This window comes from Loigolactobacillus backii (assembly GCF_001663675.1).
GTDB lineage: Bacteria > Bacillota > Bacilli > Lactobacillales > Lactobacillaceae > Loigolactobacillus > Loigolactobacillus backii.
Map to the genome: position 1 here is coordinate 2,610,116 of NZ_CP014873.1, position 25,351 is coordinate 2,635,466.

A 25,351-nucleotide genomic window follows, 5' to 3' on the forward strand; every position below is an offset into this window, starting at 1 on the left:
TAAAAAACTCATTTAAAACGCAGTGTTCTCGGTTTTTAAACAAAGAAAATAGAATATCCAGTTTTCAAAGTACAAAGTTTTTGAGAGTAAACCTCTCAAAACTAAACAAAGTTTCAACAAATCGTGTAGGTTTCCGTAATATTTTCCTTAGAAAGGAGGTGATCCAGCCGCAGGTTCTCCTACGGCTACCTTGTTACGACTTCACCCCAATCATCTGTCCCACCTTAGACGGTTAGCTCCTCATAGAGGTTACCCCACCGGCTTCGGGTGTTACAAACTCTCATGGTGTGACGGGCGGTGTGTACAAGGCCCGGGAACGTATTCACCGCGGCGTGCTGATCCGCGATTACTAGCGATTCCGACTTCATGTAGGCGAGTTGCAGCCTACAATCCGAACTGAGATTGGCTTTAAGAGATTAGCTTACCCTCGCGGGTTCGCAACTCGTTGTACCAACCATTGTAGCACGTGTGTAGCCCAGGTCATAAGGGGCATGCTGATTTGACGTCATCCCCACCTTCCTCCGGTTTGTCACCGGCAGTCTCACTAGAGTGCCCAACTTAATGCTGGCAACTAGTCATAAGGGTTGCGCTCGTTGCGGGACTTAACCCAACATCTCACGACACGAGCTGACGACAACCATGCACCACCTGTCACTTTGTCCCCGAAGGGAAAGCTGTATCTCTACAGTGGTCAAAGGATGTCAAGACCTGGTAAGGTTCTTCGCGTAGCTTCGAATTAAACCACATGCTCCACCGCTTGTGCGGGCCCCCGTCAATTCCTTTGAGTTTCAACCTTGCGGTCGTACTCCCCAGGCGGAATGCTTAATGCGTTAGCTGCAGCACTGAAGGGCGGAAACCCTCCAACACTTAGCATTCATCGTTTACGGTATGGACTACCAGGGTATCTAATCCTGTTCGCTCCCCATACTTTCGAGCCTCAGCGTCAGTTACAGACCAGAGAGCCGCCTTCGCCACTGGTGTTCTTCCATATATCTACGCATTTCACCGCTACACATGGAGTTCCACTCTCCTCTTCTGCACTCAAGTTTCCCAGTTTCTAATGCACTTCTTCGGTTAAGCCGAAGGCTTTCACATCAGACTTAAAAAACCGCCTGCGCTCGCTTTACGCCCAATAAATCCGGACAACGCTTGCCACCTACGTATTACCGCGGCTGCTGGCACGTAGTTAGCCGTGGCTTTCTGGTCGGATACCGTCATAGGACTAACAGTTACTCTAGTCCCTGTTCTTCTCCAACAACAGAGTTTTACGATCCGAAAACCTTCTTCACTCACGCGGCGTTGCTCCATCAGACTTTCGTCCATTGTGGAAGATTCCCTACTGCTGCCTCCCGTAGGAGTTTGGGCCGTGTCTCAGTCCCAATGTGGCCGATTACCCTCTCAGGTCGGCTACGTATCATCGCCTTGGTAGGCCGTTATCCCACCAACTAGCTAATACGCCGCGGGTCCATCCAAAAGTGATAGCCGAAACCATCTTTCATTAAGTGACCATGTGGTCACTTAAATTATGCGGTATTAGCATCTGTTTCCAAATGTTATCCCCCACTTTTGGGTAGGTTACCCACGTGTTACTCACCCGTCCGCCACTCACATCAATTAACTTCCACTGCAAGCAGCTTCTGTTAATATCTGTGCGTTCGACTTGCATGTATTAGGCACGCCGCCAGCGTTCGTCCTGAGCCAGGATCAAACTCTCATATAAAATGAAAATTGATTGCTCAATTGATTTTGTTGCTAGCGAGTTATAATTCAAATTGAATTGACTTCGCAAATGTTTGCTTCTTCCAACCGGTCCGAAGAACGGTTAAAAAAAGACCCTACACATTTGATTTGTCGAAACTTTGTTCAGTTTTCAAAGGTCTACTTCGTTGGATCATTGTCAGCGACAACTCAATCAGTATAGCAGATTAAGCGGATGCTTGTCAAGCAGTAATTTGAATTTTTATTCAATCAATATTCAAGCTTGCTTAACGCGACAACTTTTACAGTTTAGCAAGAATCTAATTTGTTGTCAAGAACTTCTTTAACCTGATTAATTGGTCAATCCGGTTAATCGCTGACAACAAATAATACTATACCAACATTGCACTACATCGTCAACAGAAATCTCGAAATTTAATGAGATATTTTCTATACCCGAACATTCCCAAAGCATTAAGCTTAATAATGATGGATTAATACTCACAATATCAGGGCCAATCAGCCGAATATTCAGCCAAAAATCGTTTAATTATACAATCCCATATCTACCTTAATTTTCTTGAACTTGATCGTAAACAAAAAAGGCTGGGACAAAAGTCCCTGGCCTCTTCTTGTTTCCGATCATTATTCTAGAACGTGCGCCAAAAGTCTGAGTTCGTATGCCTAACTACAACTAATCCAACAGCTATAGGGACGGTTATTGGATTAGCTTACGTTACGCAGTGAACCCAAAACTGACTTTTGCCCCACCTTTTTTTACTTACTAGACTTCAATTCTGGTGCATCCGTTTGGTAATCACTCATGGTCGATTTACCATTATTCTTTGCCTTAACACTAGTTGGATCATCTTTTTCAGCTTTCTTAAGCTTCTTCACTCCAACTGATTCCTTATAATTAAAGTCACTCTTAATAACTTTTTTGAAACCTTTTGGCTGATAGAAACGTAGTAAATCACCATTCACCACTTTATCGGATGCTGATAATTCTGTTGTCACGTGATTCTGTAAATTATCAACAGCAACTTTCTGCTTTGCCGACAAATGCTTAAGCTCTTTACCGGTTTGCGAATCATAAACATCCCCACCATACTTAGTATAAGTCGGCGAAACAAAGTCACCATTTCGGAAAGCCACTGTCTGATTACGGTTTGGTGCCAACAAATCCTGCCCAAATTGAATAGTATCCTGATTCTTCACACCCAATAAATTCAAAATTGTTGGTAATACGTCAATTTCACCACCATAAGTATGGTTAATTCCACCTTTAAGTCCTGGCATATGGATCATGAACGGAACCTTTTGGAAGTTGGCTAAATCATAATTAGTAACCTTCTTCTTGCCTAACAACTTGGCAATTGCCGGTTTATGGTTATTTGATATTCCGTAATGATCACCATACATAACAATCATACTATTTTTGTCTAAACCGGTTTTCTTTAGATAACTCATAAATTCACCAACCGACTGATCTAGATAGTGTGCCGTCTGCGCGTAAGGATCAACTGTTGAATCACCCGTATCAAAAGCATCAATACTCTTATTCTTACTGTCAAGAATATAAGGGTAATGGTTAGTTACGGTTATCAGCTTAGCGTAAAACGGTTGTGGTAACTGCTGAATATACTGAGCAGAATCCCGCAAGAAAATCTTATCCTTCATCCCATAACCGACATTATACTTTGCCTTATCGGCGTTTTTATAATAGTCCTTACTAAAGAAATAGTCATAGCCCCAAGATTTATAAGCATTGTCACGATTCCAGAAACTAGGCACATCCCCGTGAAAAGAGGCAGTCGTGTAACCCTTTTGATCTAAAATTGCTGGTGCGGCCTGGAAAGTATTAGTTGTTCCATCCGTAATCATGGCCGCTCCTTCAGGTAAACCAAACAAACTATTTTCTAGCATTAATTCAGCGTCGGCCGTTTTACCCTGACCAACCTGATTATAAAAATTATCAAAACTCAACGTATCGTTTTCGTGGTACAGCTTATCAATATTTGGCATAATCTCTTGCCCGTTAACTTTATAATCGATCATAAATTGTTGCAGGCTCTCCAAGTGAATCACAAAAACATTCTTTCCCTTGGCCACACCACTGTACTGAATATTAGGAGAAATACGATTCTTTTTTAAATAATTTTGAACGCTAGCCAAATCAGAACTATTGGCATTGGCCTTAGTCGTATTATTCTTAGTTGTTTTAACACCATCGTAAACCGTATAAGCTTCCAAGCCTAAATACTTGACGATGTAATTATTATCGAATGTTCGTGTTAACAAACCAGACCGATCACTTTCCGCCAAACTTAAGTTAGCACCAAATAAAACAACGGCTAAAGCACTAATTGTGGCGGCATAACGAAGTTTAAATGGATTAGTGTCCATCTTAATCCATTTGAACGCAACAAAGATAATCAGTAATGCGACGTCTAAAAAGACGAGAAAATCGGTGGGCTTTAAAATACCGGCAATACTCTTACTTAGATTGGTAGAAACTGAACTTGATCCTTTCATCAAATTAAACGTCAGGAAATCAGAAAATTCCCGGTAATATAAAATATTGGAAAACAACCAAGTTGAAAGGATTGCATCAATCCCAATCATAAACCAGTAAGACTTACGACCGCGCATGTATAGCGCTAGGCCGAAAAGTAGAATTGCAAAGGGTAATGGATTAAGCGCAAGCAGTAGTTCCTGCATACTCCCTTTTACACCCAAATTAAATTTAGTTCTATATGCAATATATGATTTCACACTAAATAGTAATACTGCGAGGATAAAGAAGCCTAACCTCGAATTTAATCCAAGGCGTACTTTCTTTACTACTTGCCTCATAAGAATTTGCCCCCGTCAAAATAGATTTATCTGAACTCAAGTCTCCTAAATCATACTGGATTTCTTTCTGAAAAACAATTGTCCCTGCTAAGCTTCACAAAATATTTACTTTTAGTCGCAACTAATATAATCAAAGTAGGACCCAATTTCATTAATAATAACCAGTTCCGAACCACTCTAGTACAAAATATTTATTAATACGTTCCGAATATAAAAGTATCGCCAAAGAGAATACTCTTCAGCGATAAGGTGATGGCCTATTATGATCAAAAGAACTAGTCGTCTAAGAGATCAAAAATCTCTATTGCAATTAAATCAATGTCATCAAACTGGAATTTCTGGTGTTGCGCCAGTTCTTCCAGCTCATAAGTTTCGGTTTTCGGATCATAGGTAACTAATCCTCGTTCCGCACCGTCCTTTTCAAAACGGCGTGTCTGTTCTTCATTGTCACTAGCATCTTCTTGCATTGCTGCCAAGCGATGAATAATGGCAACTAATTGTGAGCTTTTCATAGCGAGACTCCCTTCATCCAGTCTTCAACATATAATCATACCAGAAAAAAGTAAAAAAGGGACTTTTTCCCACTGACTTATTTTAATTTTAATCTAAAACTTGGTCAATTGGCCAATTAAATCCGTTAAAATTTAAGTTTGATCTTTAAGTTCTACCACCTTGTCAGGTTTAACGACCATGGCAAACATGCCAATAAACATTCCTAAATAATACGTCATTACACGCCATAATATCATTGCTAACACCAGTTTGCTATTGGAAGTTATAAACGTCGCAAAGAGTGCCTTAAAACTCAATTCAGCACCGCCTGAGCCACCTGGAATTGGAAACAATGAAATAATCATGACAATCATAATGTGCATCACTAAAACTTCAAAAAAGTTTGTCTTATTTAGCCCTAACGATAGCAAAACAAAGTACGGCACACTGTAATAAAAGATTAGCTGAATAAAAGTCAACAAACTTGCAACAACGATTGTCTTAGTATCGCGCTTAATTCGCAGACTTTCAGCATAAAAATTATCAATTTTATGATCCAATTGTTCCTTAATTTTGGCCACACGCTCGGCCTTCATAAATAATTTAAGCGGCCGTAAACACAAATGAACTAATTTTTTTGTAAAATTATACCAATACATCACCATTAATAAACCAGCAATAACCGTTAAATGCATAATAAATCCAAAAACAACTAGCCACGCCAAATAAGTGAATTTGGCGGCCACCAAGTGAAAACCAAATACTAACGTCAAAATGAAATTAATTAAAACCATCGCCTGAAAGACGACAAACTTCATCAATAAAAGCGAACTGGCCCGACCACCGTCAATCCCCGATTGCATTAAAGCAACCAGTTGGGCGGGCTGACCGCCTGAAGAAAAAGGTGTAATTGAGTTAAATAATTGTTCAACCAATGGTATCCGTAAAGCATTTTTGAGCGAAAATTTTTCTACTCTTTTTTTTAGTAAAACCTTAACAACAAAGGCCTCAAATAGCCAATACAATCCCATGCACAAAGCCGCGACACCTAGCCACCAAAAATTGAGGTGGGTTAAATCGTGGGTTAGTTGTTGCAAATTAGTCGCCCGTAATTCGTACCAAAAAATTCCGATACCTAAAGCAAGCATTGCAACTAAAGCCGCAATGTTTCGCCGACTCATCGCTTACCTTCTTCGGCTTGCTTTAAGTAAAAATCATGCCAAATCCCGGCCAGGCGCTCTTCAGAATAATAGGCGGCCCCTTCACGCGCGCGTTCAGTCATGTATTCTTGGGCCGCCTGATTTTTTTTCAAAGTAGAAATTTTTTCGTTCATAACGTCAACGTTGGCCGCGGCAACGTAGTACCCGGCAATAATTGAACGATATAGGGAAAGATCACGTAACAAGACCGGCGTACCACAGGCAAAGCTTTCTAAAACGGACATGGGAAATAATTCATTATATGAAGGTAATAAAAATAAATTACTCAAATTATAGTAATCAACTAACTCTTCGCGGGGAACGATTCCTGGAAAACGTAAATTGGCTGGCGGGTTATCTAAGATTTTTTTATACCTAGCATAACCATCCGTCATTTTTCCAAACGAAAAGCCGCCTGCCCAGATAAATTGAACATCAGGATTACGTTTTGCCAGGGAAACAAAATCGTCAACACCCTTACGCTCTTGAATTTGTCCGGCACCAAAAATTATGAACTTATTTTGTTCTAAGTGATATTGGTTACGTAGATCACTTTTTTCAGTTGCAGTTTTTTCATAAAATTCCTTTTTTGAAACAAAATTAGGAATATAAGTGATTTTGTTAGCCGGAATATTATACTTCAATAGCTTCGGAATAAAGCTTGGGTTAACAACAACTATGTGATCCATTCGTTTATAAAAGGCAATCACGTAACGATAGAATAAGCCCTTAAATGGCCGCGGAATTGTTAGGCTTCCTTCTAAGGTTTCTGGCAAAAAGTGGACGTAACCAATTTTTTGTCCCCGTCGTTTAAAAAAAGTCGACAAAAAAAATTGCGGATCAATCGTATGGTAATGGCTAATGTCAGACTTACCATACTGATTAATCGTAATTTTAAACTCACCTTTAAAGCGAGTTTCCAGCAGGCGAATTAATTCTGTATAGGCACTGCCAACACCTTGCCCCTTCACTTTAGTTGCACTAGAAAACATGTGTATATTTAGCATAGTTGACTCTCCTAATTTTTACTCGCTTATATCGGCTGAATCTTGCTCTAAAGCGCTATAATAGGCCTGCGAATTTTGATAAAAAGCAACAACTTCGTGTGCAAAATGTTCGGCCGAAATATCATGTAATTTACTTAAACGTGGTTTGGGGTCATTAAACACATTAGGATGAGCCAAATAGTTAGTTATTTGATGTATCATTTCTGCCTCAGTTGAAAAAGTAGTTCCAATTGCTGGATCATCTAATAAATCAGTTGTATACGGGCTAACTGCCGCAACACTTTTTAGACCGCTTGCCATTGCCTCAACGTAAGTTAATCCCTGAGATTCGGATTCAGAAGCCGAAACAAATAAATCAGCCATGTGGTAATAAGCCGAAACATGATCATTAGGAACCTCACCAGTGAAATAAACGTGCTGCTGTAAACCCAGTTGCTGCGCCTGCTTAGTTAGATCTTCTCGTGCCGGACCATCGCCAACAATGACCAGTACGGCCTTAGGTTGTTGCCGAAGTATTTTAGGTAAGGCATCGATTACTTCATGAATGTTCTTTTCGTAAGCAACTCGACTTAAGGACAATAAGATGGGGACTTCTGGTTCAATCCCTAATGACTGTCGCGGGTTGGTTAGAATTGGTTTTTCGTATTTCGAAATATCAATTCCAGTTGGAATAATTTTCATTGGAATTTTAACCCCGTAATCACGTAACGTTGCCACGACTCGCGAGCTAGGCGCAATTACCCCGTGCATATTGTGTAAATAGGCGTGCATTGCTTGCTTAACGTGATACGGTCGCAATAGCTTACCATTCAAAATATAGTGTAGGTAGTCCTGATACATGGTGTGATAAGTATGAACGCAAGGAATTTTTAAATTTTTGGCAACAAATTTGCCAATGTAACCCATTGAAAATTCAGTTTGCGTATGAACAATATCTAGGTCTAAGTCACGAGCAACCTGATAGGCGTGAAATAGTCCCCGAACCGCAATCCGTCGGTCAGTGAACGAAACAAAGGGAACACTAGGAAAACGAAAAATATTGGGTTCAAATTCATCTTTATCCACGTGCGGGTCCGTTGTTGTAAAAATATAAACCGAATGTCCTTCACGTTCTAATTCCTCTTTTAACGTCCTAATAGAGGTTGCAACCCCACTCACCTGAGGAAAGTAGGTATCAGTAAATAATCCAATATTCACGTGTGGTTGTCCTCCTTTGTCTTTTAATTAATCTAATTATAGTGGGAAGCATACTTAAGCGCAAATGCCATCATTTAGCATAACGAAAACACCGGTAAAATAAATCACTCCAAAGTCTGATTTTCACGACCAACTATAGTCACTAGCCTACACTTTTCTGGGTCTCTGTCAAATCGTATTGGTGGAGATTTTGAACGGCACATTCACTTCGGTGAATGTGCTTTTTGTTTACTCATGAATTAAACTAATCCGGATAAAGAAGTTGTCAATATTTCGAAAACCAAAACAGTTACGCTTTAATGCCTTGATTTTACGATTAAGTCCTTCAATTGGACCGTTGGAAAATGGATAACGACAACTGTTTAGAAGGGCTGAACCATTTTTGATAAACGTGTTGATCGTTATGTCCATTTGATTACTAGTGGGTTGGTAGTTAGTAAGTAAGGATTGGAACGCATTAGCATCCTTTTGGTGTATGGCACTTAAGATACCTTGATAGGTTTGATACACAGATCTAAATCTGGGAAAAGCGTCTAGAGCTAAATCAATGGCGTTTTGTTGCGTCATATACTCGTTAATTCCGCGTAAATAAACAGCCTTAGAATCATTAACTTTTATTTCATCAAGATGAAATAAATGCCATTGAGATTTTAAAATATGATAAATTCGTGAATGCTTATCTTGGATAGTACGAATGGTCTGCGTGCGTTCATTATCTAAGGCACGCCCAGCCAGTTGAATAATATGGAAACGATCGATAATCGTGGCCGCATTGGGAAATAAGCGATGAATGAAGCTGCCATATTCAGCATTCATGTCAATCGTCACTGATTGAACTTGGGCACGTTCTTGAACCGAAAAACGAGCTTCAAAGTAGTCAATGATATCTTTACTTAGCCGATCTTTTAAAGTAACAATTCGGCGATGACTAACGGCATCGCAACAATTAAAGGACATCCAGTGATTACAGGAACGAAATTCATCAAAGCAAAGATTCTCTGGGAGATGTTTAACACGATAGGCTAAGTGAATATTGGCATTTAGGATTCGTTGAACACTGCTTGGCGAAATTCCACAAAGTTTAGCAATTTCTTTACTCGTCAACATATCGCGTGCCAAAACGATCACTTGATGTTTGATATTGTGTGTGAAAGTTTCGTTACGATTAACCAACTTAGTTTTAGCACCACAGGTTTTTGAACAATCTTTACATTGGTATCTTTGACGTTTTAAATGCATTTCGTAACGACCACCGGATAAGGTTCCTAAACGCAGGTGACTCATGTGAGTTCCGTTTTTAATTAAGCTTTTATGGCCACAATGTGGGCACTTTAAAAGTTGATAAGACAAAGTTGCATGGACGACATGAATACGTTGGTTTGTGGAACACCGTTCTTTAGAAATACCAGTGACAATTAAGTTTGGGTCTGTTATTTCGAATAAGCATAAGATAGAATTAGTTAGGGACATCTGAATTTCCTCTTTTCGATTTGTTTTGGCGATTAAATCGTAGCACAAAGAGGACAGATGTCCTTTTTTATTTTTCTGATTTTCAAAACAGACAAAAAACCGGTATTAGTTATTCACCAATACCAGAAAGTGTAGACCCACTTTTCTTTAACTCACTGCATAAAAAATGGTAAGAAATCAATTCGATTTCGGTTCTACAATATCTGTTGTTGGTAATAGATTTTCATCTATTACTGATGACAGATTTTTTATTTATGGCTAGAATAAAAAAGCGGACATTTCCTGTCCGTTCATCCAAGTCAACCACCACGAAGATTTTTCAGAAAGAAGGAAATGCCCTATGTGTCATGATACTACAAAATTATTATTAGGAATAGCTGACGAGAACCTAAAAATTACTGACGGTGAAACTGGAGAAGACGGGGTTATTCGCTTAACTGGCCACTTGGATTACACGCCGAAGGCTTGTCCCAAGTGCGGGATTATCAATGATCAAAAGATTATTAACTACGGCTGGCGCAATACCACTATCAGATTCTCGAAGGTTCTGAGCAACACCGTCATCTTAGCCTTAAAGCGCCGCTATTTCCACTGTAAAGAATGTCACGGCAACTTTCTTGCACAAACATTGGCAGTTCCGAAACACTGTACAATTTCAAACACCAGCCGCAAAGAATGCCTAGAGAAGCTCGGTGAACCGGTCTCTTTGAAGCACATTGCCAATGAAGTATCGGCATCAGATTCATTTGTGGGCCGCCAGTTAATGCGCGCTGAACGAGACTTTCAAACCAATTGGCACTATTTACCAGAGATCATCTTAATGGATGAGGTGAAGAGTACCAAGAGCGCTACTGGTGCCATGAGCTTTGAGTTCATGAATGGCGAAACCCATGAATTAATCGACTTACTCCCTTATCGAACCATCAATAAACTAGAGAAGTATTTTTACCGCTTCGATCAAGCTGCCCGAGAAAACGTCAAAATTATTGTGACTGATATGAATTATACCTACCCCAAGCTTGTGCAGACCGTGTTCCCCAATGCCATGGTGGTCATGGACAAGTTTCATATTATCAACGCCCTAAATCGGGCGTTTAACAAAACCAGAATCAAGGTGATGAAGAAGTTTACCCCGTCTTCTCGCGAATTTCACGCCCTTAAGCGCTACTGGAAGCTGTTGTTAGTACCAACTGAACAGCTTAACTTTGAACAATTCAAAAAGTGGACTAATTTTCCTTACTGGATGGCTGCCACCGATGTTGTCCATCAGCTGTTATCGTTGGATTCAGAACTAGAACAAACTTATCAAGTCTTAAACAGCGTCCGGTCAGCTGTCCAACATCAAGATTGGCATAACTACAATGCGGCATTTTGGAATAACAAAACGTATTCTGAAGAAATGAAGAACACGATTAAAACACTTGAAAGCCATCATGATGAGATTCGTAACACCTTTACCACACACTATTCAAATGGTCCTTTGGAAGGTTCTAATAATAAAATCAAGGCGATCAAACGAGCCAGTTTTGGCTATCGCAGCTTCTGGAGGTTTAGAACTCGAGTACTATACGTTTTCAAAATCAAAACAAAAAGAGCCCTAATCACGAAGTGATTAGAACTCGAAATATGGATTCACCAACAACAGTTGACGAAGAGCCTCGATTTCTTACCATTTTGAATTTCATCTATTGATTTGTTGCTTTTTTTACTAGATTAATGACATCTTCATTGGTTTCTGCTTCAGTCACTGCTTGATCGGCAATTTTCTTCATATCAGCAGTGTCTAACCGCCGCATCAAACTGCGAATCTTCAGGATCGAAGTAGCACTCATTGAATATTCATCTAGGCCAAGGCCAAGTAAAACTGGAACCATAATTGGATCACCAGCAGCTTCACCACACATACCAGCCCACTTACCTTCCTTATGTGCAGCATCAATCGTCCGCTTAACTAAGCGTAAAATTGATGGATTATAAGGTTGGTATAGGTAAGAAACATGCTCATTGCCACGATCAGCGGCCATGGAATACTGGATTAAATCGTTAGTTCCAATACTGAAGAAATCAGCGTATTTAGCTAATTTATCGGCAATTACCGCTGCTGCAGGGATCTCCATCATCATACCGACTTCAATCTTATCAGCAACAGGTGTACCAGCATCAATTAACTTCTGCCGTTCTTCCTCGTAAATTGCCTTTGCTTGTTTGAATTCATTAACGGTTGCAATCATTGGGAACATGATGGCTAAGTTACCGTAGTGTGAAGCACGCAACAAAGCACGCAACTGCGTCCGGAAAATGTCTTGGCGATCAAGACTAATCCGGATAGCACGATAGCCCAAGAATGGGTTCATTTCTTCAGGAAGTGGCAAATAAGATAAATGCTTATCTCCGCCAATATCCATCGTCCGAACAACGACTTGCTTACCGTTCATTCCTTCAAGAGCAGCCTTATAGGCCTTAAACTGTTCATCCTCAGTTGGTAATTCAGCAGAATCCATATATAAGAATTCTGAGCGGAACAAACCAACTGCTTCTGCACCATTATCCACTGCTGCAGGTACATCATTTGGCGTACCGATGTTTGCTGCAGTTATGAAACTCTTACCATCTTTTGTGATGGTTTTTTCGTTTTTAAGTTTTTCCCATTCAGCCTTTTGAGCAGCAAAATCTTTCGCCGCCTGATCATATTTTTTGACATCGTCAACGCTAGGATCAATAACCCCAACACCACCGTTACCATCAACGATAACCATTTGGTCTTCTTTGATCTCACTAGTTGCCTTTTCCGTCCCAACAATCGCTGGAATTTCAAGGGAACGTGCCATAATTGCTGAATGGCTGGTCCGACCACCAAGATCAGTGATGAATCCTTTAACGTATTTACGGTTTAACTGAGCAGTATCACTTGGTGTAAGATCATGCGCAATAATGATGACTTCTTCATCAATTAGCGAAGGATTGGGTAAAGTGACACCTAGTAAATGGCTCATTAATCGCTTTGTAACATCACGAACATCTGCTGCACGTTCTTGCATGTACGGATTATCCGTCATCGCTTCAAACATTTGAATAAAGTTAGCTGATACGTCACTAAGGACCTGTTCAGCATTAACTTTTTTATCCTTAATACCACTTTCAATTGCACCAACAAATTCTGGATCATCCAAAATCATCATGTGTGCATCAAAAACTTGGGCCTCTTCTTCACCCAAGCTTTTAGCAGCTGTTTCGCGAACTAACTTTAATTCCGCACTAGAAGCAGCGACCGCTTTATGCAAGCGATCAACTTCTGCTTGAACGTCATCAATCGACTTTTTAGAAAATGATAAATCAGGTTGAACGAGTAAATATGCCTTTGCTCGTGCAATGCCGTCAGATGCAGCAATCCCTTTTAACATTTCCGTCATTAGTCTGCGAGTCCTTCTTTCTTCATTGTATCAGCAACTGCGTTAATTGCGTCTGCTTCATCAGCACCTTCAGCAGAAATTGATACATCAGCACCTTGGCCAACACCAAGCGACATGACACCCATAATTGACTTTAAGTTAACAGACTTGCCCTTATATTCAAGGTTAACATCTGAATTAAACTTACTAGCAGCCTGTACTAATAATGTAGCAGGACGTGCGTGAATACCTGTTTCTGCAATAATATGAAAATCGCGTTTTTCCATAACTAATCATACTCCTTCAACTTATATATTAAGATATGTTAGGGCTTTCCCTTTTTGGTACCCTAAGGCGAAACGACATTTCAATCACTCGATTGTCCTTTCACTGTTAAACATTACCATTTTTTTTACAGTTCGACAACCACTTTGCGACCGTTTTCTTTAGTATTTTCAATGTTTAATAAAAATTTAGCAATCGTTTTCGCCGTTTCAATGGTATATACCGTTTGTTAGCGTTTTCTTACTAAATTATTATTTTTGTCCCGCCGTTCGATCATAATGATAGGTCACATTTCCGCCTCGATGGGCTTCCCCCACAATACTTTTACGTCTTGGATAATCCAACCAAGCCGTCCGAAAAGCGTAAAAGTCATCTTTAGAAACCTCAATTATTTGTCTTTTTCCGGCCTCTAGTTCCGCTAATTGTGTTTTATAATCGGTCATTTTCTTTGCCTCATTTCTTTTCCTATCCTATAATAATAGTGTACACGACATATGTTTGAAATGAAATTAGCACTCGAAAATATTTCTGCCAAATTTTCGTGTTAATTCCTTGCATCTCAAAACATTAATTTGTATAATGCATTTGAAGGTCAAAGATGGTCAAATAAACCTTTGCCTTTTACCCTATCTATAACGACAATAATTATGTATGAAAGGTTGTGAAATAGTCGATGCTATGTCAAAACTGTCATAAGAACGAGGCAACCATCCATTTATATACAAATGTCAATGGCACTCGCCAACAGATCGATCTTTGTCAAAATTGTTACCAATTATTAAAGAAACAACAAGGTAACCCAACTGGTGGTCAACCAATTAATGCGGCTGGCACTGGCGATCCATTTGGCTTTAGTAACTTAGACGACATTTTCCGGGCTATGGGCCAAGGTAGTATGCCTGAGAATAATGGCCAATCATTCCAACAAGGTCCCCAGACGCAAGCCGGTGGTAACGGCGGTAACGGTCGTGGTGGTAAAAATGGTAATGGTGGCCTACTTGAACAATTTGGTGTTAACCTCACCAACTTAGCCAAGCAAGGTAAAGTTGACCCAGTCATTGGTCGCGATAAAGAAATTGAACGTGTCATTGAAATTCTAAATCGTCGAACAAAAAATAACCCAGTCCTCATTGGTGAGGCTGGTGTCGGTAAAACCGCAGTCGTCGAGGGCTTGGCCCAAAAGATTGTGGCCGGACAAGTACCACAAAAGCTACAAAATAAAGAAATCATTCGCTTGGATGTTGTTTCACTTGTTCAAGGGACCGGTATTCGTGGTCAATTTGAGCAACGGATGCAACAGTTAATGGATGAAGTTCGTAAAAATGAAAATGTCATTCTCTTTATTGATGAAATTCACGAAATTATGGGTGCTGGTAATGCCGAAGGTGGAATGGACGCTGGTAACGTTTTGAAGCCGGCCCTTGCTCGTGGTGATTTCCAATTAGTTGGTGCAACGACATCAAATGAATACCGTAAAATTGAAAAAGACGCGGCACTTGAACGCCGTTTTCAGCCAGTTCACGTTGAAGAACCAACTGTAGACGAAACAGTGCAGATTTTAAAGGGATTGCAAAAGAAGTACGAAGATTACCATCACGTTAAGTATACTGATGAAGCAATCAATGCTGCCGCAACCTTGTCTAACCGTTATATTCAGGATCGTTTCTTACCAGATAAGGCCATTGACCTACTTGATGAGGCTGGTTCTAAAAAGAACTTAACGATTAATACAGTTGATCCAAAAGTCATTAAGGAAAAAATGCAACAGGCTGAAAGTCAAAAACAACAGGCTTTAAAGCAAGAAGATTACGAAAAGGCCGCTTACTATCGTGATCAAGTCAAAAAATTGACTAAAATGCAAGCCAGCGATACTGCTAGCGAGGATACACCATCCATTGGTGAAAGTGACATGGAACAAATTGTCGAAGAAAAGACAAATATTCCTGTCGGTGAATTACATTCAAAAGAACAGAAACAATTAAGAACATTAGCTAGTGACCTTGACAAACATGTTATTGGTCAAACTGAAGCAGTTAACAAGGTTGCACGGGCGATTCGCCGGAATCGGATTGGCTTTAATAAATCTGGCCGTCCAATTGGTTCTTTCTTGTTTGTTGGCCCTACTGGTATTGGTAAAACCGAGCTGGCTAAGCAATTGGCTCAAGAACTATTTGGCTCAGAAGACTCCATGATTCGTTTTGATATGAGTGAATATATGGAGAAACATTCGGTTTCCAAGTTAATCGGTTCACCGCCTGGCTACGTTGGTTATGAAGAAGCTGGGCAATTAACTGAAAAAGTTCGCCGTAATCCTTATAGTTTAATTTTACTGGATGAAATTGAAAAGGCACATCCTGATGTGATGCACATGTTCTTACAAATTCTTGACGACGGTCGTTTGACTGATGCACAGGGTCGAACTGTCAGTTTCAAGGATACGATTATCATCATGACCTCTAATGCTGGTCAAGGTGACGCCGAAGCTAATGTTGGTTTTGGTGCTGCCGCTGCTGGCCAAACACATTCAATTATTGATCAGCTTTCTAATTACTTTAAACCTGAATTTTTAAACCGTTTTGACGATATTGTTGAATTTAACTCTTTGACGAAGAAAGATTTGTTGAAGATCGTCGATTTGATGTTGGCCGACGTTAACCAAATGACTGCTGACCAAGGTTTAACTATTCACGTCACCGAAGCCGCCAAAGAAAAATTAGTTGATCTAGGTTACAATCCTGCTATGGGTGCACGACCATTACGCCGTGTTATTCAAGAGCAAATTGAAGACCAAGTTGCTGATTATTATTTGGATCACGCTGATGAAAAGGAACTAGAGGCTCATCTCTTAAAGGATAAGATTGTGATTGACTCCCAGAAACCAGCGATTCAACCAGCAACCGATAAAGCTTAAATAATGATCCAAGATTAACGGAAGTGGGACAAAAGTTGGTTTTGGGTTTACTACGTAACATAAGCTAATCCAATAACCGGACTATGGTTATTGGATTTGGCTGTAGTTAGGCACGTGAACCCAGACTTTTGGTGCACGTTCTAGAATAATGATCGTAAACAATAAGAGGCCAGGACAAAAGTCCTGGCCTTATTTTGTTGCTTTATCTATTTCGAAAACGTGCTCCACTATTCTTATCGGGATTACTTAAAAGCATAATAATTCTCTTTTAGCAACTGATTCTTTATAATATTAGGAAAGAACTAGTCTAAGGAGGCACACTGATTATGAAATTAATTGATGTTACAAATAGTTACGTTGATGTCGTGACCAATCAGCTAAATAGTACCGATGCTCATCACGTTCGTGTCTATTCACTAGGTAATACAACGGTTATTTTCACTAGGGCAACAAACCATGATGAAATTCTATTAACTAATCGATCGCGCAATATCCAAACAAATGAAATCGATTACGTGTTAGATCAATTGGTTCACCTCACCCAGGCCGAGGTTAAACCCATTATTTCAGATAAATTGGCCGAAATTTCAATTACTCGCAACAATAAAGTTAGTAGCTGAATTGGCTAGGTCGTGTTTGGACAATGGCTTTATTAGTATTTCCCTGACTAATTTAGTGTAAACGTGTTTGAAAGTTAAGTCGCCTTTGCGTTGATAACTATGGCTAAGGTGGCCTAACTTTTTTCGTGGCCGCAACCATTTGTAAGAGACTATCTAAAAATATGATTTAACACACAATTTTTTACACCACTAGAAAAGACTGCTAAACTAAAAATAAAGCGATTTAATAAACAGTCACCGGCAAAGGGGGATTTTAAGATGAGAAAATTTTTACGCCTAATTCGACGCTTGCTCAATCCTAAAAAAGTGGCTGTCCCCGCCTCAATTGAAGTTTCCACACCTGAACTTCCCGCAGTTGAGCCACGCAACAAAGCATCATTGGCTTATTTGCCACAAACGCGGTCACTTATTCCGGCGGTTCAATCTGCCCTCGTCGTTGTCTTTTACCTAACTGAAACCGGTAAACAACTCGCTAAACCATTAATTTTTAGTGGCCAGTTAAACCAAGCGTTTAAAGTTAATTTCCCAGAATTTAATAATTATTATTTGGCCACAATTACAAACTATCACAGCTATTTTGTCTATCCCCGAACGAGTATTCAATTAATCTACGCCCAACAAGTTGCGGCCCCAGTTATTGTCTTTCACTTTAACCAAGAGCACCAACTTTTGCGCCAACCTGAATACTTAGTAGGCACATTAGGCGCTCCCTACCAAACCCACCACCTCCACTTAAAGCAGTACCGTGCTGTTCGGGCGACAAGTAATCGCCAAGGCCAGTTTAGTGGCAAAACCCAGATTGTAAATTATTTTTATCAAACCTCTGCTATCATTTGGTCAACGCGCTACTTGGACAGCTACATTAGCCTTCGCACTCAAGTCCAAGCGTTTCGCTTTCCTGGTCAATCACCTTTACGGTCTAGCCTACCAAAGCAATCAATCTGGCGCATATTCCGTAAGGTCAAAATCTTTGATGGCAGTCTTTGGTATGACCTTGGTGGCCAGTGGATTTCCGTTGTCCACGCTAGTCGGCTTAAACAATCACCATTTATTCGCCAGCAACCAAAACCGTTAACGCCACCACTATTTAGACAAACCGCAATTATTCCAGGATCGCGCCGAGCTGCCATCTCGTTTGCCAGCGATCAGGCCGTTACAACTTGGTCAAAGCCCTACGGCGACCCCCTACACCGACTTCGTCACGGCCAAATCGTTAATATCATTAAGGGAACGATTTTAAATAATAACAGTGTTTGGTACGAGCTAGAGGACGCTTCATGGCTCGAGGAGCACTATTTACACTTATTACCCCCAATTAATTTATTTAATCGACCGATTCAGCGCCTGCAACTTTCTGAGCGGTCCTAACAAGACACAAAAAAATGAGTCAAAAAGTAGGTTAAAAGGTTATTTCGCTTTAACAATTAATTTGTTAAGCGGAAAGTCTTTATCTTTTACTTTGTGACTCATATTTTTATGCCCTAAAACTGCACTATTCTAATAAGTTGCTAATGCTTTTTACTAGCAGAAACCATATTCGTTGATAATTTCTCAGTTAACTTAATATCCGGATATTTCTGCTTAAACCAGCGCTCTGCAAATTCATTTTCAAATAAGAATAGTGGCGCATCATTTTGATCACGAACCAATAAATTACGTGAAGAAGACATTTTTTCATCTAATTGCGCGGGATCAATCCAGCGGGCAATCTTTTCGCCCATTGGTTCCATGATCACATCCGAATTATATTCGTTCTTCATCCGAAATTGGAAAACTTCAAACTGTAATTGACCAACTGCCCCTAAAACATAATCATTAGTTAAATAGGTTCGGTACAATTGAATGGCGCCCTCTTGCACTAACTGATTCATGCCCTTGTGAAATGATTTTTGCTTCATCACATTTTTTGCATCTACTTTAACAAATAATTCGGGCGTGAATTGTGGTAATTTTTCAAATTTAATGTGCCTTTTACCGGTATAAATTGTATCCCCAATTTGAAAATTACCCGTATCATAAAGGCCAACAATATCACCAGCCACGGCCGACTCCACGGATTCCCTAGTATTGGCCATAAACTCCGTTGAATTAGACAAACGCAATTTGCGCTGGGTTCGTTCTAAAGTAACATCCATCCCCCGCTCAAATTCACCTGAACAAACTCGAATAAAAGCAATCCGATCACGGTGATTAGGGTTCATATTAGCCTGAATCTTAAAAACAAATCCAGAAAACTCACTTGCCACTGGTTCAATGAGGTCGTCATCCTGCGTTTTATGCGCGGCCGGTGCAGGTGCGTACTCTAAATAATTTTCCAAGAAAGTTTTAACCCCAAAATTAGTTAAGGCAGAACCGAAGAAAACTGGCGTCTGTTCTCCCTTAGCAATTTTGGCTGTATCAAATTGATTACCGGCCTCTAGTAGTAACTGCGTGTTTTCTAATGCCTGTTGGTAAATCGATTCCTTTTTCAACGGGTGATCGCCAATGATTTCACCAGTTTCCTTATCCAAGGGTAAATATTGCCGACCATCTGCATCAGGATGATACAGGGCCACTCGCTGATTATAAATATCATAAAGACCGCGTAGATCCCTGCCCATGCCAATTGGCCAATTCATTGGGTACGCCTCAATGTTTAATAATTCCTCTAATTCGGCAATTAAATCCAGCGGTTCCCGGGCATCACGATCCATTTTATTCATAAACGTAAAGATCGGAATTCCCCGCATCCGACAAACCTGAAAAAGCTTTTTAGTTTGCGGTTCGATCCCTTTAGCGGCATCAATAACCATGACTGCCGAATCAACGGCCATCAAAGTGCGGTAAGTATCCTCTGAGAAGTCCTCATGGCCTGGTGTATCCAAAATGTTAATTCGCTTACCTTGGTAATCAAACTGCATTACGGAGCTAGTTACAGAGATTCCCCGTTGCTGCTCAATTGCCATCCAATCTGATTTAGCAAATTGGCCGGATTTTTTACCTTTGACGGTACCGGCAGAGCGAATAACGCCACCAAATAACAGCAATTGCTCGGTAATTGTCGTTTTACCGGCATCAGGATGTGAAATGATAGCAAATGTTCGGCGTTTACTCACTGCTTGCTCTAATTCTTTATTTTGCATAACTTAGTTCCTTCCTAAAAGGTAGCCTAACTATGTTCCAAAACTGTTTTTGGCACAGTCTGATCAGTTTCCTAGTCACTATCATCGGCCGCCGATTGCGCGACTGCAGTCGGCAACTCAACCTTAATATCCAATAACCGTGAACCATCCATTTCGCCCGTTGTCAACTTAATATTGTTAGGCAAAGTCATGGTTAGCTGCTGCCCTTCTTCTGGAATAGTCCCTAAACCAGTCAGCACGTAGCCTGCAATCGTATCAACGTCTGGATTATCTAGGTCAGTTGCAAAAAGATCATTAAAATCATCCAGGGGCATACTGCCTTTGACGGTATAGTGCCGTTCATCTATTTGGCGGTAAAGAACCTCGGCCTCATCAGTCTCATCATCGATTTCACCAACAATTTCTTCTAGTAAATCTTCAATGGTCACTAACCCAACCAAACCGCCGTACTCATCAAGTAGGATTCCCATTTGATTTTGACTCTTTTTCATTTCATATAATAAATCGTCAATCATTATTGTTTCCGGAACGTAGAGTGCTTCTTGCATAACCTCTGCAAGTTGAACATTTTCAAAACCAATCTCATGCGCACGTTGCATAATATTTTTAATGTGGACAATTCCAACAACCTTATCCTTATCCCCTTGATAAACTGGAATTCGGGAATAGTTCTGACTTAAAATCGATGTGATGTTCTGTTGATTAGTATCATCCAAGTTAATCATAAAGGCATCTGTCCGCGGTACCATGACCTCACGGGCCATTTTGCGCCGCATCTCAATAATTCCTTCAAACATTTCAAATTCATCAGATTCAATGACGCCGCTTTTTTGCCCACTTTCAATCATATCAACCATATCTTCACGGGTTAATTCCGGGCGTTTAACGCTGGCACCTGAAGGCCCAAGTTTCGTCAACAACCATAATAATGGCTTAAACAACTGCGTTAATAAATTAACGAAACCTGCTGCCATCAAGGCTAATGATTGAGCCCTAACTTGACCAAATTTACGTGGTAAAACACTGGTAAAACTGAATAAAATAATACTCATAAATATCGCAATTAAAAGACCTAACAGCGTTTCATTAGTAAAATCAGGCCAAAGTCGGACACCAATTAATAAGCCTAGTACACCAATGGAGATATCAATAAAGATGATTAATAGCTCCAAAGTTGCACTAACCTCAGTTACTTGATCAACTACTTTTGCCAAGCGCTTAGCCTTCCGTTTACCTGCATCAACTAAGCGCTGTGCCTGGGCCTTCGATATCGTATTTATTGCAATCATTACCGCAGTTAAAAAGCCACGTAAACCAATCAAAATAAGCGCTAAAACTAATTGCACCCATATATGACTGCCAGGGTCAGAACTCATCGCCACATCCACTCCGTTCAATTTTTATTAATCGACTGTTCTAAAATACTTTCTAATTCTACGCCACAAGCGAAGCTAGTAATAATCCGCAATTGTGAACTACTAGTTACGATCATTGAATAATAGGACATTTGAACCAATTTTTTTGTAGAATACTCACAAAAAAGGTTTCAAATCACTTCCTAAAAGTCACTGTCAAATACTAACATTAAATACCGTTCTTTTCAATTTCACTAGTCAGTCTTATTTGCCTTTTGGGATTCAGCCGCAGGTAATTCTTTTTCCCGTGTACGTAGTTGGTAAATATCCCAGAAGTACTTAACAACTGTCTTAACGATTGCGTAAAAAGGAATTGCTAAAATCATTCCCAGTATTCCAGAAATATTACCGGCCACCAATAATAAGATGATGATCGTCAAGGGATGAATTGACAGCGTTCGGCCAATAACGTTGGGATAAATAAAGTTACCATCCACCTGCTGAACGACGACGACAACGATAATCACCAATATAATCTGCATTGGCGACACAGTTAGAGCGACAATCAGGGCAGGTGCAATTCCAATGTACGGGCCAACATAGGGAATAATATTGCAAATACCAGCAATAAAACCGAGCAAAAAGGCATAGGGCATCCCAATCAACAAATAACCTAGAAAAGTAAAAACACCAACAAAGGTACACTCAATAAGTTGGCCACCAATATAGGTCGAGATTGTTTCCCCCATTTTTGAAAGTAAATCGGTTGTCTCAGCTTTATAGCGATTGGGCATTAATTTTTGAATACTGGGAATTAACCGGTGCCCATCTTTCAACATATAAAACAACATCACTGGAATAGTGATCGCTGTAATCGCAACACTTGTCACGGTACCAACAACGGAACCAAGACTAGAAGTGACCGAACTCATGACGGATTGCAAGATATCACTAAATGATAAATTCAATTGATTAATGTATTTTTCGGCATCAATATTCTGTAGCCAGGGGCTTTTCAGCCATTCCCGGGCCGTCTTTTCCATGGCCGACGCAAAATCGGGCAAACTAACGACTAATTGTGCAATTTGTTTAACTAAATTTGGGATAACGGTCATCACAATCAGCGCTAACCCACCAAAGAAAATCAGGAAAACAATTAGGATTGCCCAATTTCGGGAAATTTTCAAATGACCTAATAATTTAATTAGGGGATTAAATAGATAAAACAAAAATCCGGCAATTAGAATAGGGATAAACAAGGTTGAAACAAAAGTTCCAATTGGTGAAAAAACAAAACTAATTTTCGTACAAACAAAAATTAAACTTGCGACAATTAGCAGTTCTAGTGACCAGAACATTAATCGTGATTTTTGTAGCCGTTCAAACATCCGCATCATTTCCTTTCACAGTGGCCAGTTTACACCGTGCGCATTATGTTATAATTATTTTACCAAATTTAAGAAAACTATTTTATTTGGTCGCCTAGTTCTAAATCTTACGAAGAAGGTTGAACCATGAAAATTTTACATACTACTGACACTACAAACCAAATCTACCAAGACGCCTTAAGTATTCGGAAACGTGTTTTCGTCACCGAACAAAACGTTAGCCTTGCTCTCGAAATTGATGAAAATGAAACTAAGACCGTTCACTTTGTCGGCTACGTGAATGGTCAAGCAGTGACCACCGCTCGGTTACTACCTGAAAAGGCTGCCTTTCACGTCCAGCGAGTAGCCACTCTCAAAATAGCACGCGGTCACCATTACGGGCAACAATTATTCACTGCCTTAGAAGATTACGCCGTGGCCCACAATAAACCGGCACTAATTCTTGGTGGCCAAGATCAGGCACTGGGCTTTTACGAAAAACTTGGCTTTCATAAAACGGAACGGCCAGGCTTCCTAGATGCCGGCATCCCCCACCACGAAATGTATAAACAGCTATCGAGTGGCCAAGTGCCCAAAGGTTAAAACCAGATCGTAATTCAATTACGGCTTACCTCGCTTACCACCTGGATAAAGTGTACCTAGCGCAGGTTGGAAAATTATTTTACCAGTATTTTTTCTGACCAATCCTGGTTAAACGTGTTTGAAAAGGCAGCCTTTGAATGCTTTTTCAAATACTCCCACGATATTACTTTGCTAGTATAAAAGAGGAGGTTAAGACAAATTCCATTTTGTCTCAACCTCCTCTTTTTGCTGACTAAATGTAGTCGTCTAAGCTGTAAATAAAAGTAGCTTTTTCACGCACTACTTCATTAAAATTCATTTCGTGGCTACCGGTGGGCGAGTTCTAAATAACGATTGTACCAAATATCAATATACTCTTTGGAGAATGGCCCTTTATGGTTATCTGACCAATCAACCAAAATATTAACGTTGGCCTTTAAGATTTTATCGGTTGCGTTTGAATAACCCCAGCGTTGCCGGTTTACTTGGTATTCATCAACATCTAATAATTTACGTTCACCATCAGGAAACACCTTAACATCCAAATCATAATCGATATACTTTAGTGCCTCACGATCTAAAACGTATGGCGATGCCAAGTTACAATAGTATGAAACCCCATTGTCCCGAATCATCGCGATAATATTAAACCAATAATGCTTGTGAAAAAAAATGATCGCGGGTTCCCGGGTAAGCCAGCGGCGGCCATCCGATTCCGTCACTAAAGTATGATCATTACAACCAATAATTTCGTTTTCCGAGGTTTTCAAAACCATCGTATCACGCCACGTCCGGTGTAAACTGCCATCATGTTTATAACTTTGGATCGCGAACGATTCCCCTTCTTTTGGAATACGCATGCGTCACCCTGCTTTCTAGAAGCTGTTAACACCGAATTATCATGAACATTATACCAAAATTTACCAGTTGTGACGATGATTTAGTGAAAGTTTCCTGAAAGTCACTTACTCGTTTGTTAGTTGTTCATCTAAAAAGCGATTAATTTCATCCAAATGAAATCCCTTTTGGTACAAGCGCTGCTTAATTTTTTGGCGTCTTTTATTAGCCTCTAAGCGCGCAGTTTGCCGCATTACTTTCTCACCTTGCTGCACTAAGGCCTGCCATTCACGTTCTGGATCAGGTTCTAAATCTAATTGTAGCAAAATCTGATCAAGGCTTTCGCCAGAAAACCCCTTTTGCATTAAGCCTAAACGAACTTTTTGTTTTTGCTGGCTAAAACTGAGCTTCTGGTAATGTTTTGCCAATTTTTGTGCGGCCTTAAGTCCGTTAGCAACCAAATCATCCGTCTGGTAAAGCACTAACGCGTCTTCAATTAAATTTTCCTTAATTCCCTTTTCCTTCAACTTTTGGGTAATCACAGTTGGTCCCTTGTCACTTGTTAACATGACTGTCCGCACGTAACTTTCGGCGTAATCTTGATCATTAACTAAATTCAGTTCCTGCAACTTAGTAATAATCTGCTGTCGCGCGCTGACGGGTATTTCGTGTTTTTTTAGATAAAGTCGAACTTCCATCTCGGAACGTAGCTGACGGCTCAAATACGTTAACGCCAATTGGTAAGCCTTGGACACACTATCGGCGGCCATCAACGTTTGCTGTAATTTTTTGGGAACTTCCATTCCCTTAAACAAACGGTACTCAACAAGGACTGATTCACTAACTGGAAAGGCGTACTGCTCATCTAGGTAAACGTTGTACCGCCCTTTACGCCGTTGTGCCTCAATCATAGTAATTACTGGCAGCGCCATTGTGTCCCCCTCTTTCGTTATAGCTAATTACA

General features: G+C 40.2%; 19 protein-coding genes and 1 rRNA gene. 5 read left to right on the forward strand and 15 right to left on the reverse strand.

Annotated elements, in window-relative coordinates:
- Positions 1 to 151: 151 nt before the first annotated feature.
- The 7 genes from AYR53_RS12040 to AYR53_RS12070 all read right to left on the reverse strand — a co-directional run bounded on the left by AYR53_RS12040 (position 152) and on the right by AYR53_RS12070 (position 9,919).
- A 16S ribosomal RNA gene (locus tag AYR53_RS12040) occupies positions 152 to 1,720 on the reverse strand.
- 755 nt (positions 1,721 to 2,475) lie between these two features.
- A complete protein-coding gene (locus AYR53_RS12045) occupies positions 2,476 to 4,554 on the reverse strand; it encodes an LTA synthase family protein (protein ID WP_068225406.1) in 2,079 nt (692 codons plus the stop codon).
- Between the two features lie 275 nt (positions 4,555 to 4,829).
- Positions 4,830 to 5,066, reverse strand: coding sequence for a YkuJ family protein (locus tag AYR53_RS12050; RefSeq protein WP_068225407.1), 237 nt, complete (start codon positions 5,064 to 5,066; stop codon positions 4,830 to 4,832).
- Between the two features lie 132 nt (positions 5,067 to 5,198).
- On the reverse strand, positions 5,199 to 6,227 hold the full coding sequence (locus AYR53_RS12055; protein WP_068225408.1) for a lysylphosphatidylglycerol synthase transmembrane domain-containing protein: 1,029 nt from the start codon (positions 6,225 to 6,227) through the stop codon (positions 5,199 to 5,201).
- Positions 6,224 to 7,252 (reverse strand): glycosyltransferase family 4 protein, encoded by a 1,029-nt coding sequence (locus AYR53_RS12060; protein WP_068225409.1) that lies wholly within the window; start codon positions 7,250 to 7,252, stop codon positions 6,224 to 6,226. Before AYR53_RS12060 ends, AYR53_RS12055 begins: the two co-directional genes overlap by 4 nt.
- A gap of 18 nt (positions 7,253 to 7,270) precedes the next feature.
- On the reverse strand, positions 7,271 to 8,449 hold the full coding sequence (locus AYR53_RS12065) for a glycosyltransferase family 4 protein (protein ID WP_068225410.1): 1,179 nt from the start codon (positions 8,447 to 8,449) through the stop codon (positions 7,271 to 7,273).
- Positions 8,450 to 8,677: 228 nt separating this feature from the next.
- Complete coding sequence (locus AYR53_RS12070; protein ID WP_068280084.1) at positions 8,678 to 9,919, reverse strand: ISL3 family transposase; 1,242 nt, start codon at positions 9,917 to 9,919, stop codon at positions 8,678 to 8,680.
- Between the two features lie 340 nt (positions 9,920 to 10,259).
- Between AYR53_RS12070 and AYR53_RS12075 the strand changes: the two genes are divergently transcribed.
- The gene (locus tag AYR53_RS12075; protein ID WP_068279055.1) at positions 10,260 to 11,531 is read left to right on the forward strand and encodes an ISL3 family transposase; all 1,272 of its coding nucleotides are present in this window, start codon (positions 10,260 to 10,262) and stop codon (positions 11,529 to 11,531) included.
- A 73-nt stretch (positions 11,532 to 11,604) separates the two neighbouring features.
- Here AYR53_RS12075 and ptsP read toward each other — a convergent pair whose 3' ends face one another.
- From ptsP to AYR53_RS12090, 3 genes are all read right to left on the reverse strand, one after another.
- Positions 11,605 to 13,329: a phosphoenolpyruvate--protein phosphotransferase gene (gene ptsP, locus AYR53_RS12080; RefSeq protein WP_068225411.1), complete on the reverse strand. Its 1,725-nt coding sequence runs from the start codon at positions 13,327 to 13,329 to the stop codon at positions 11,605 to 11,607.
- On the reverse strand, positions 13,329 to 13,595 hold the full coding sequence (locus AYR53_RS12085) for a phosphocarrier protein HPr (protein WP_068225412.1): 267 nt from the start codon (positions 13,593 to 13,595) through the stop codon (positions 13,329 to 13,331). The genes ptsP and AYR53_RS12085 overlap by 1 nt, the downstream gene beginning before the upstream one ends.
- A 249-nt stretch (positions 13,596 to 13,844) precedes the next feature.
- On the reverse strand, positions 13,845 to 14,036 hold the full coding sequence (locus AYR53_RS12090; RefSeq protein ID WP_068225413.1) for a hypothetical protein: 192 nt from the start codon (positions 14,034 to 14,036) through the stop codon (positions 13,845 to 13,847).
- Between the two features lie 230 nt (positions 14,037 to 14,266).
- Here AYR53_RS12090 and AYR53_RS12095 point away from each other — a divergent pair, with 230 nt between their 5' ends.
- The 3 genes from AYR53_RS12095 to AYR53_RS12105 all read left to right on the forward strand — a co-directional run bounded on the left by AYR53_RS12095 (position 14,267) and on the right by AYR53_RS12105 (position 18,492).
- Entirely contained in the window at positions 14,267 to 16,504 is a 2,238-nt protein-coding gene (locus AYR53_RS12095; protein ID WP_068225414.1) for an ATP-dependent Clp protease ATP-binding subunit, read from the forward strand.
- A 326-nt stretch (positions 16,505 to 16,830) separates the two neighbouring features.
- Entirely contained in the window at positions 16,831 to 17,124 is a 294-nt protein-coding gene (locus tag AYR53_RS12100; RefSeq protein WP_068225415.1) for a DUF1827 family protein, read from the forward strand.
- 258 nt (positions 17,125 to 17,382) lie between these two features.
- Complete coding sequence (locus AYR53_RS12105) at positions 17,383 to 18,492, forward strand: MucBP domain-containing protein (RefSeq protein WP_068225416.1); 1,110 nt, start codon at positions 17,383 to 17,385, stop codon at positions 18,490 to 18,492.
- A 140-nt stretch (positions 18,493 to 18,632) separates the two neighbouring features.
- Here AYR53_RS12105 and AYR53_RS12110 read toward each other — a convergent pair whose 3' ends face one another.
- The 3 genes from AYR53_RS12110 to AYR53_RS12120 all read right to left on the reverse strand — a co-directional run bounded on the left by AYR53_RS12110 (position 18,633) and on the right by AYR53_RS12120 (position 22,989).
- Positions 18,633 to 20,246 carry a peptide chain release factor 3 gene (locus AYR53_RS12110; protein WP_068225417.1) on the reverse strand — a complete coding sequence of 538 codons (1,614 nt, stop codon included), beginning with the start codon at positions 20,244 to 20,246 and terminating at the stop codon, positions 18,633 to 18,635.
- 71 nt (positions 20,247 to 20,317) lie between these two features.
- Entirely contained in the window at positions 20,318 to 21,622 is a 1,305-nt protein-coding gene (locus AYR53_RS12115) for a hemolysin family protein (RefSeq protein ID WP_068225418.1), read from the reverse strand.
- Between the two features lie 233 nt (positions 21,623 to 21,855).
- A complete protein-coding gene (locus AYR53_RS12120) occupies positions 21,856 to 22,989 on the reverse strand; it encodes an AI-2E family transporter (RefSeq protein ID WP_068281264.1) in 1,134 nt (377 codons plus the stop codon).
- A gap of 126 nt (positions 22,990 to 23,115) precedes the next feature.
- Here AYR53_RS12120 and AYR53_RS12125 point away from each other — a divergent pair, with 126 nt between their 5' ends.
- On the forward strand, positions 23,116 to 23,571 hold the full coding sequence (locus tag AYR53_RS12125) for a GNAT family N-acetyltransferase (protein ID WP_068225420.1): 456 nt from the start codon (positions 23,116 to 23,118) through the stop codon (positions 23,569 to 23,571).
- Between the two features lie 305 nt (positions 23,572 to 23,876).
- On the opposite strand, the gene ntdP is transcribed toward AYR53_RS12125, so the two are convergent.
- Both ntdP and recX read right to left on the reverse strand, forming a co-directional pair.
- The gene (gene ntdP, locus AYR53_RS12130) at positions 23,877 to 24,410 is read right to left on the reverse strand and encodes a nucleoside tri-diphosphate phosphatase (protein WP_068225421.1); all 534 of its coding nucleotides are present in this window, start codon (positions 24,408 to 24,410) and stop codon (positions 23,877 to 23,879) included.
- Positions 24,411 to 24,515: 105 nt separating this feature from the next.
- A complete protein-coding gene (gene recX, locus AYR53_RS12135) occupies positions 24,516 to 25,319 on the reverse strand; it encodes a recombination regulator RecX (protein WP_225359758.1) in 804 nt (267 codons plus the stop codon).
- Between the last annotated feature and the right edge of the window lie 32 nt (positions 25,320 to 25,351).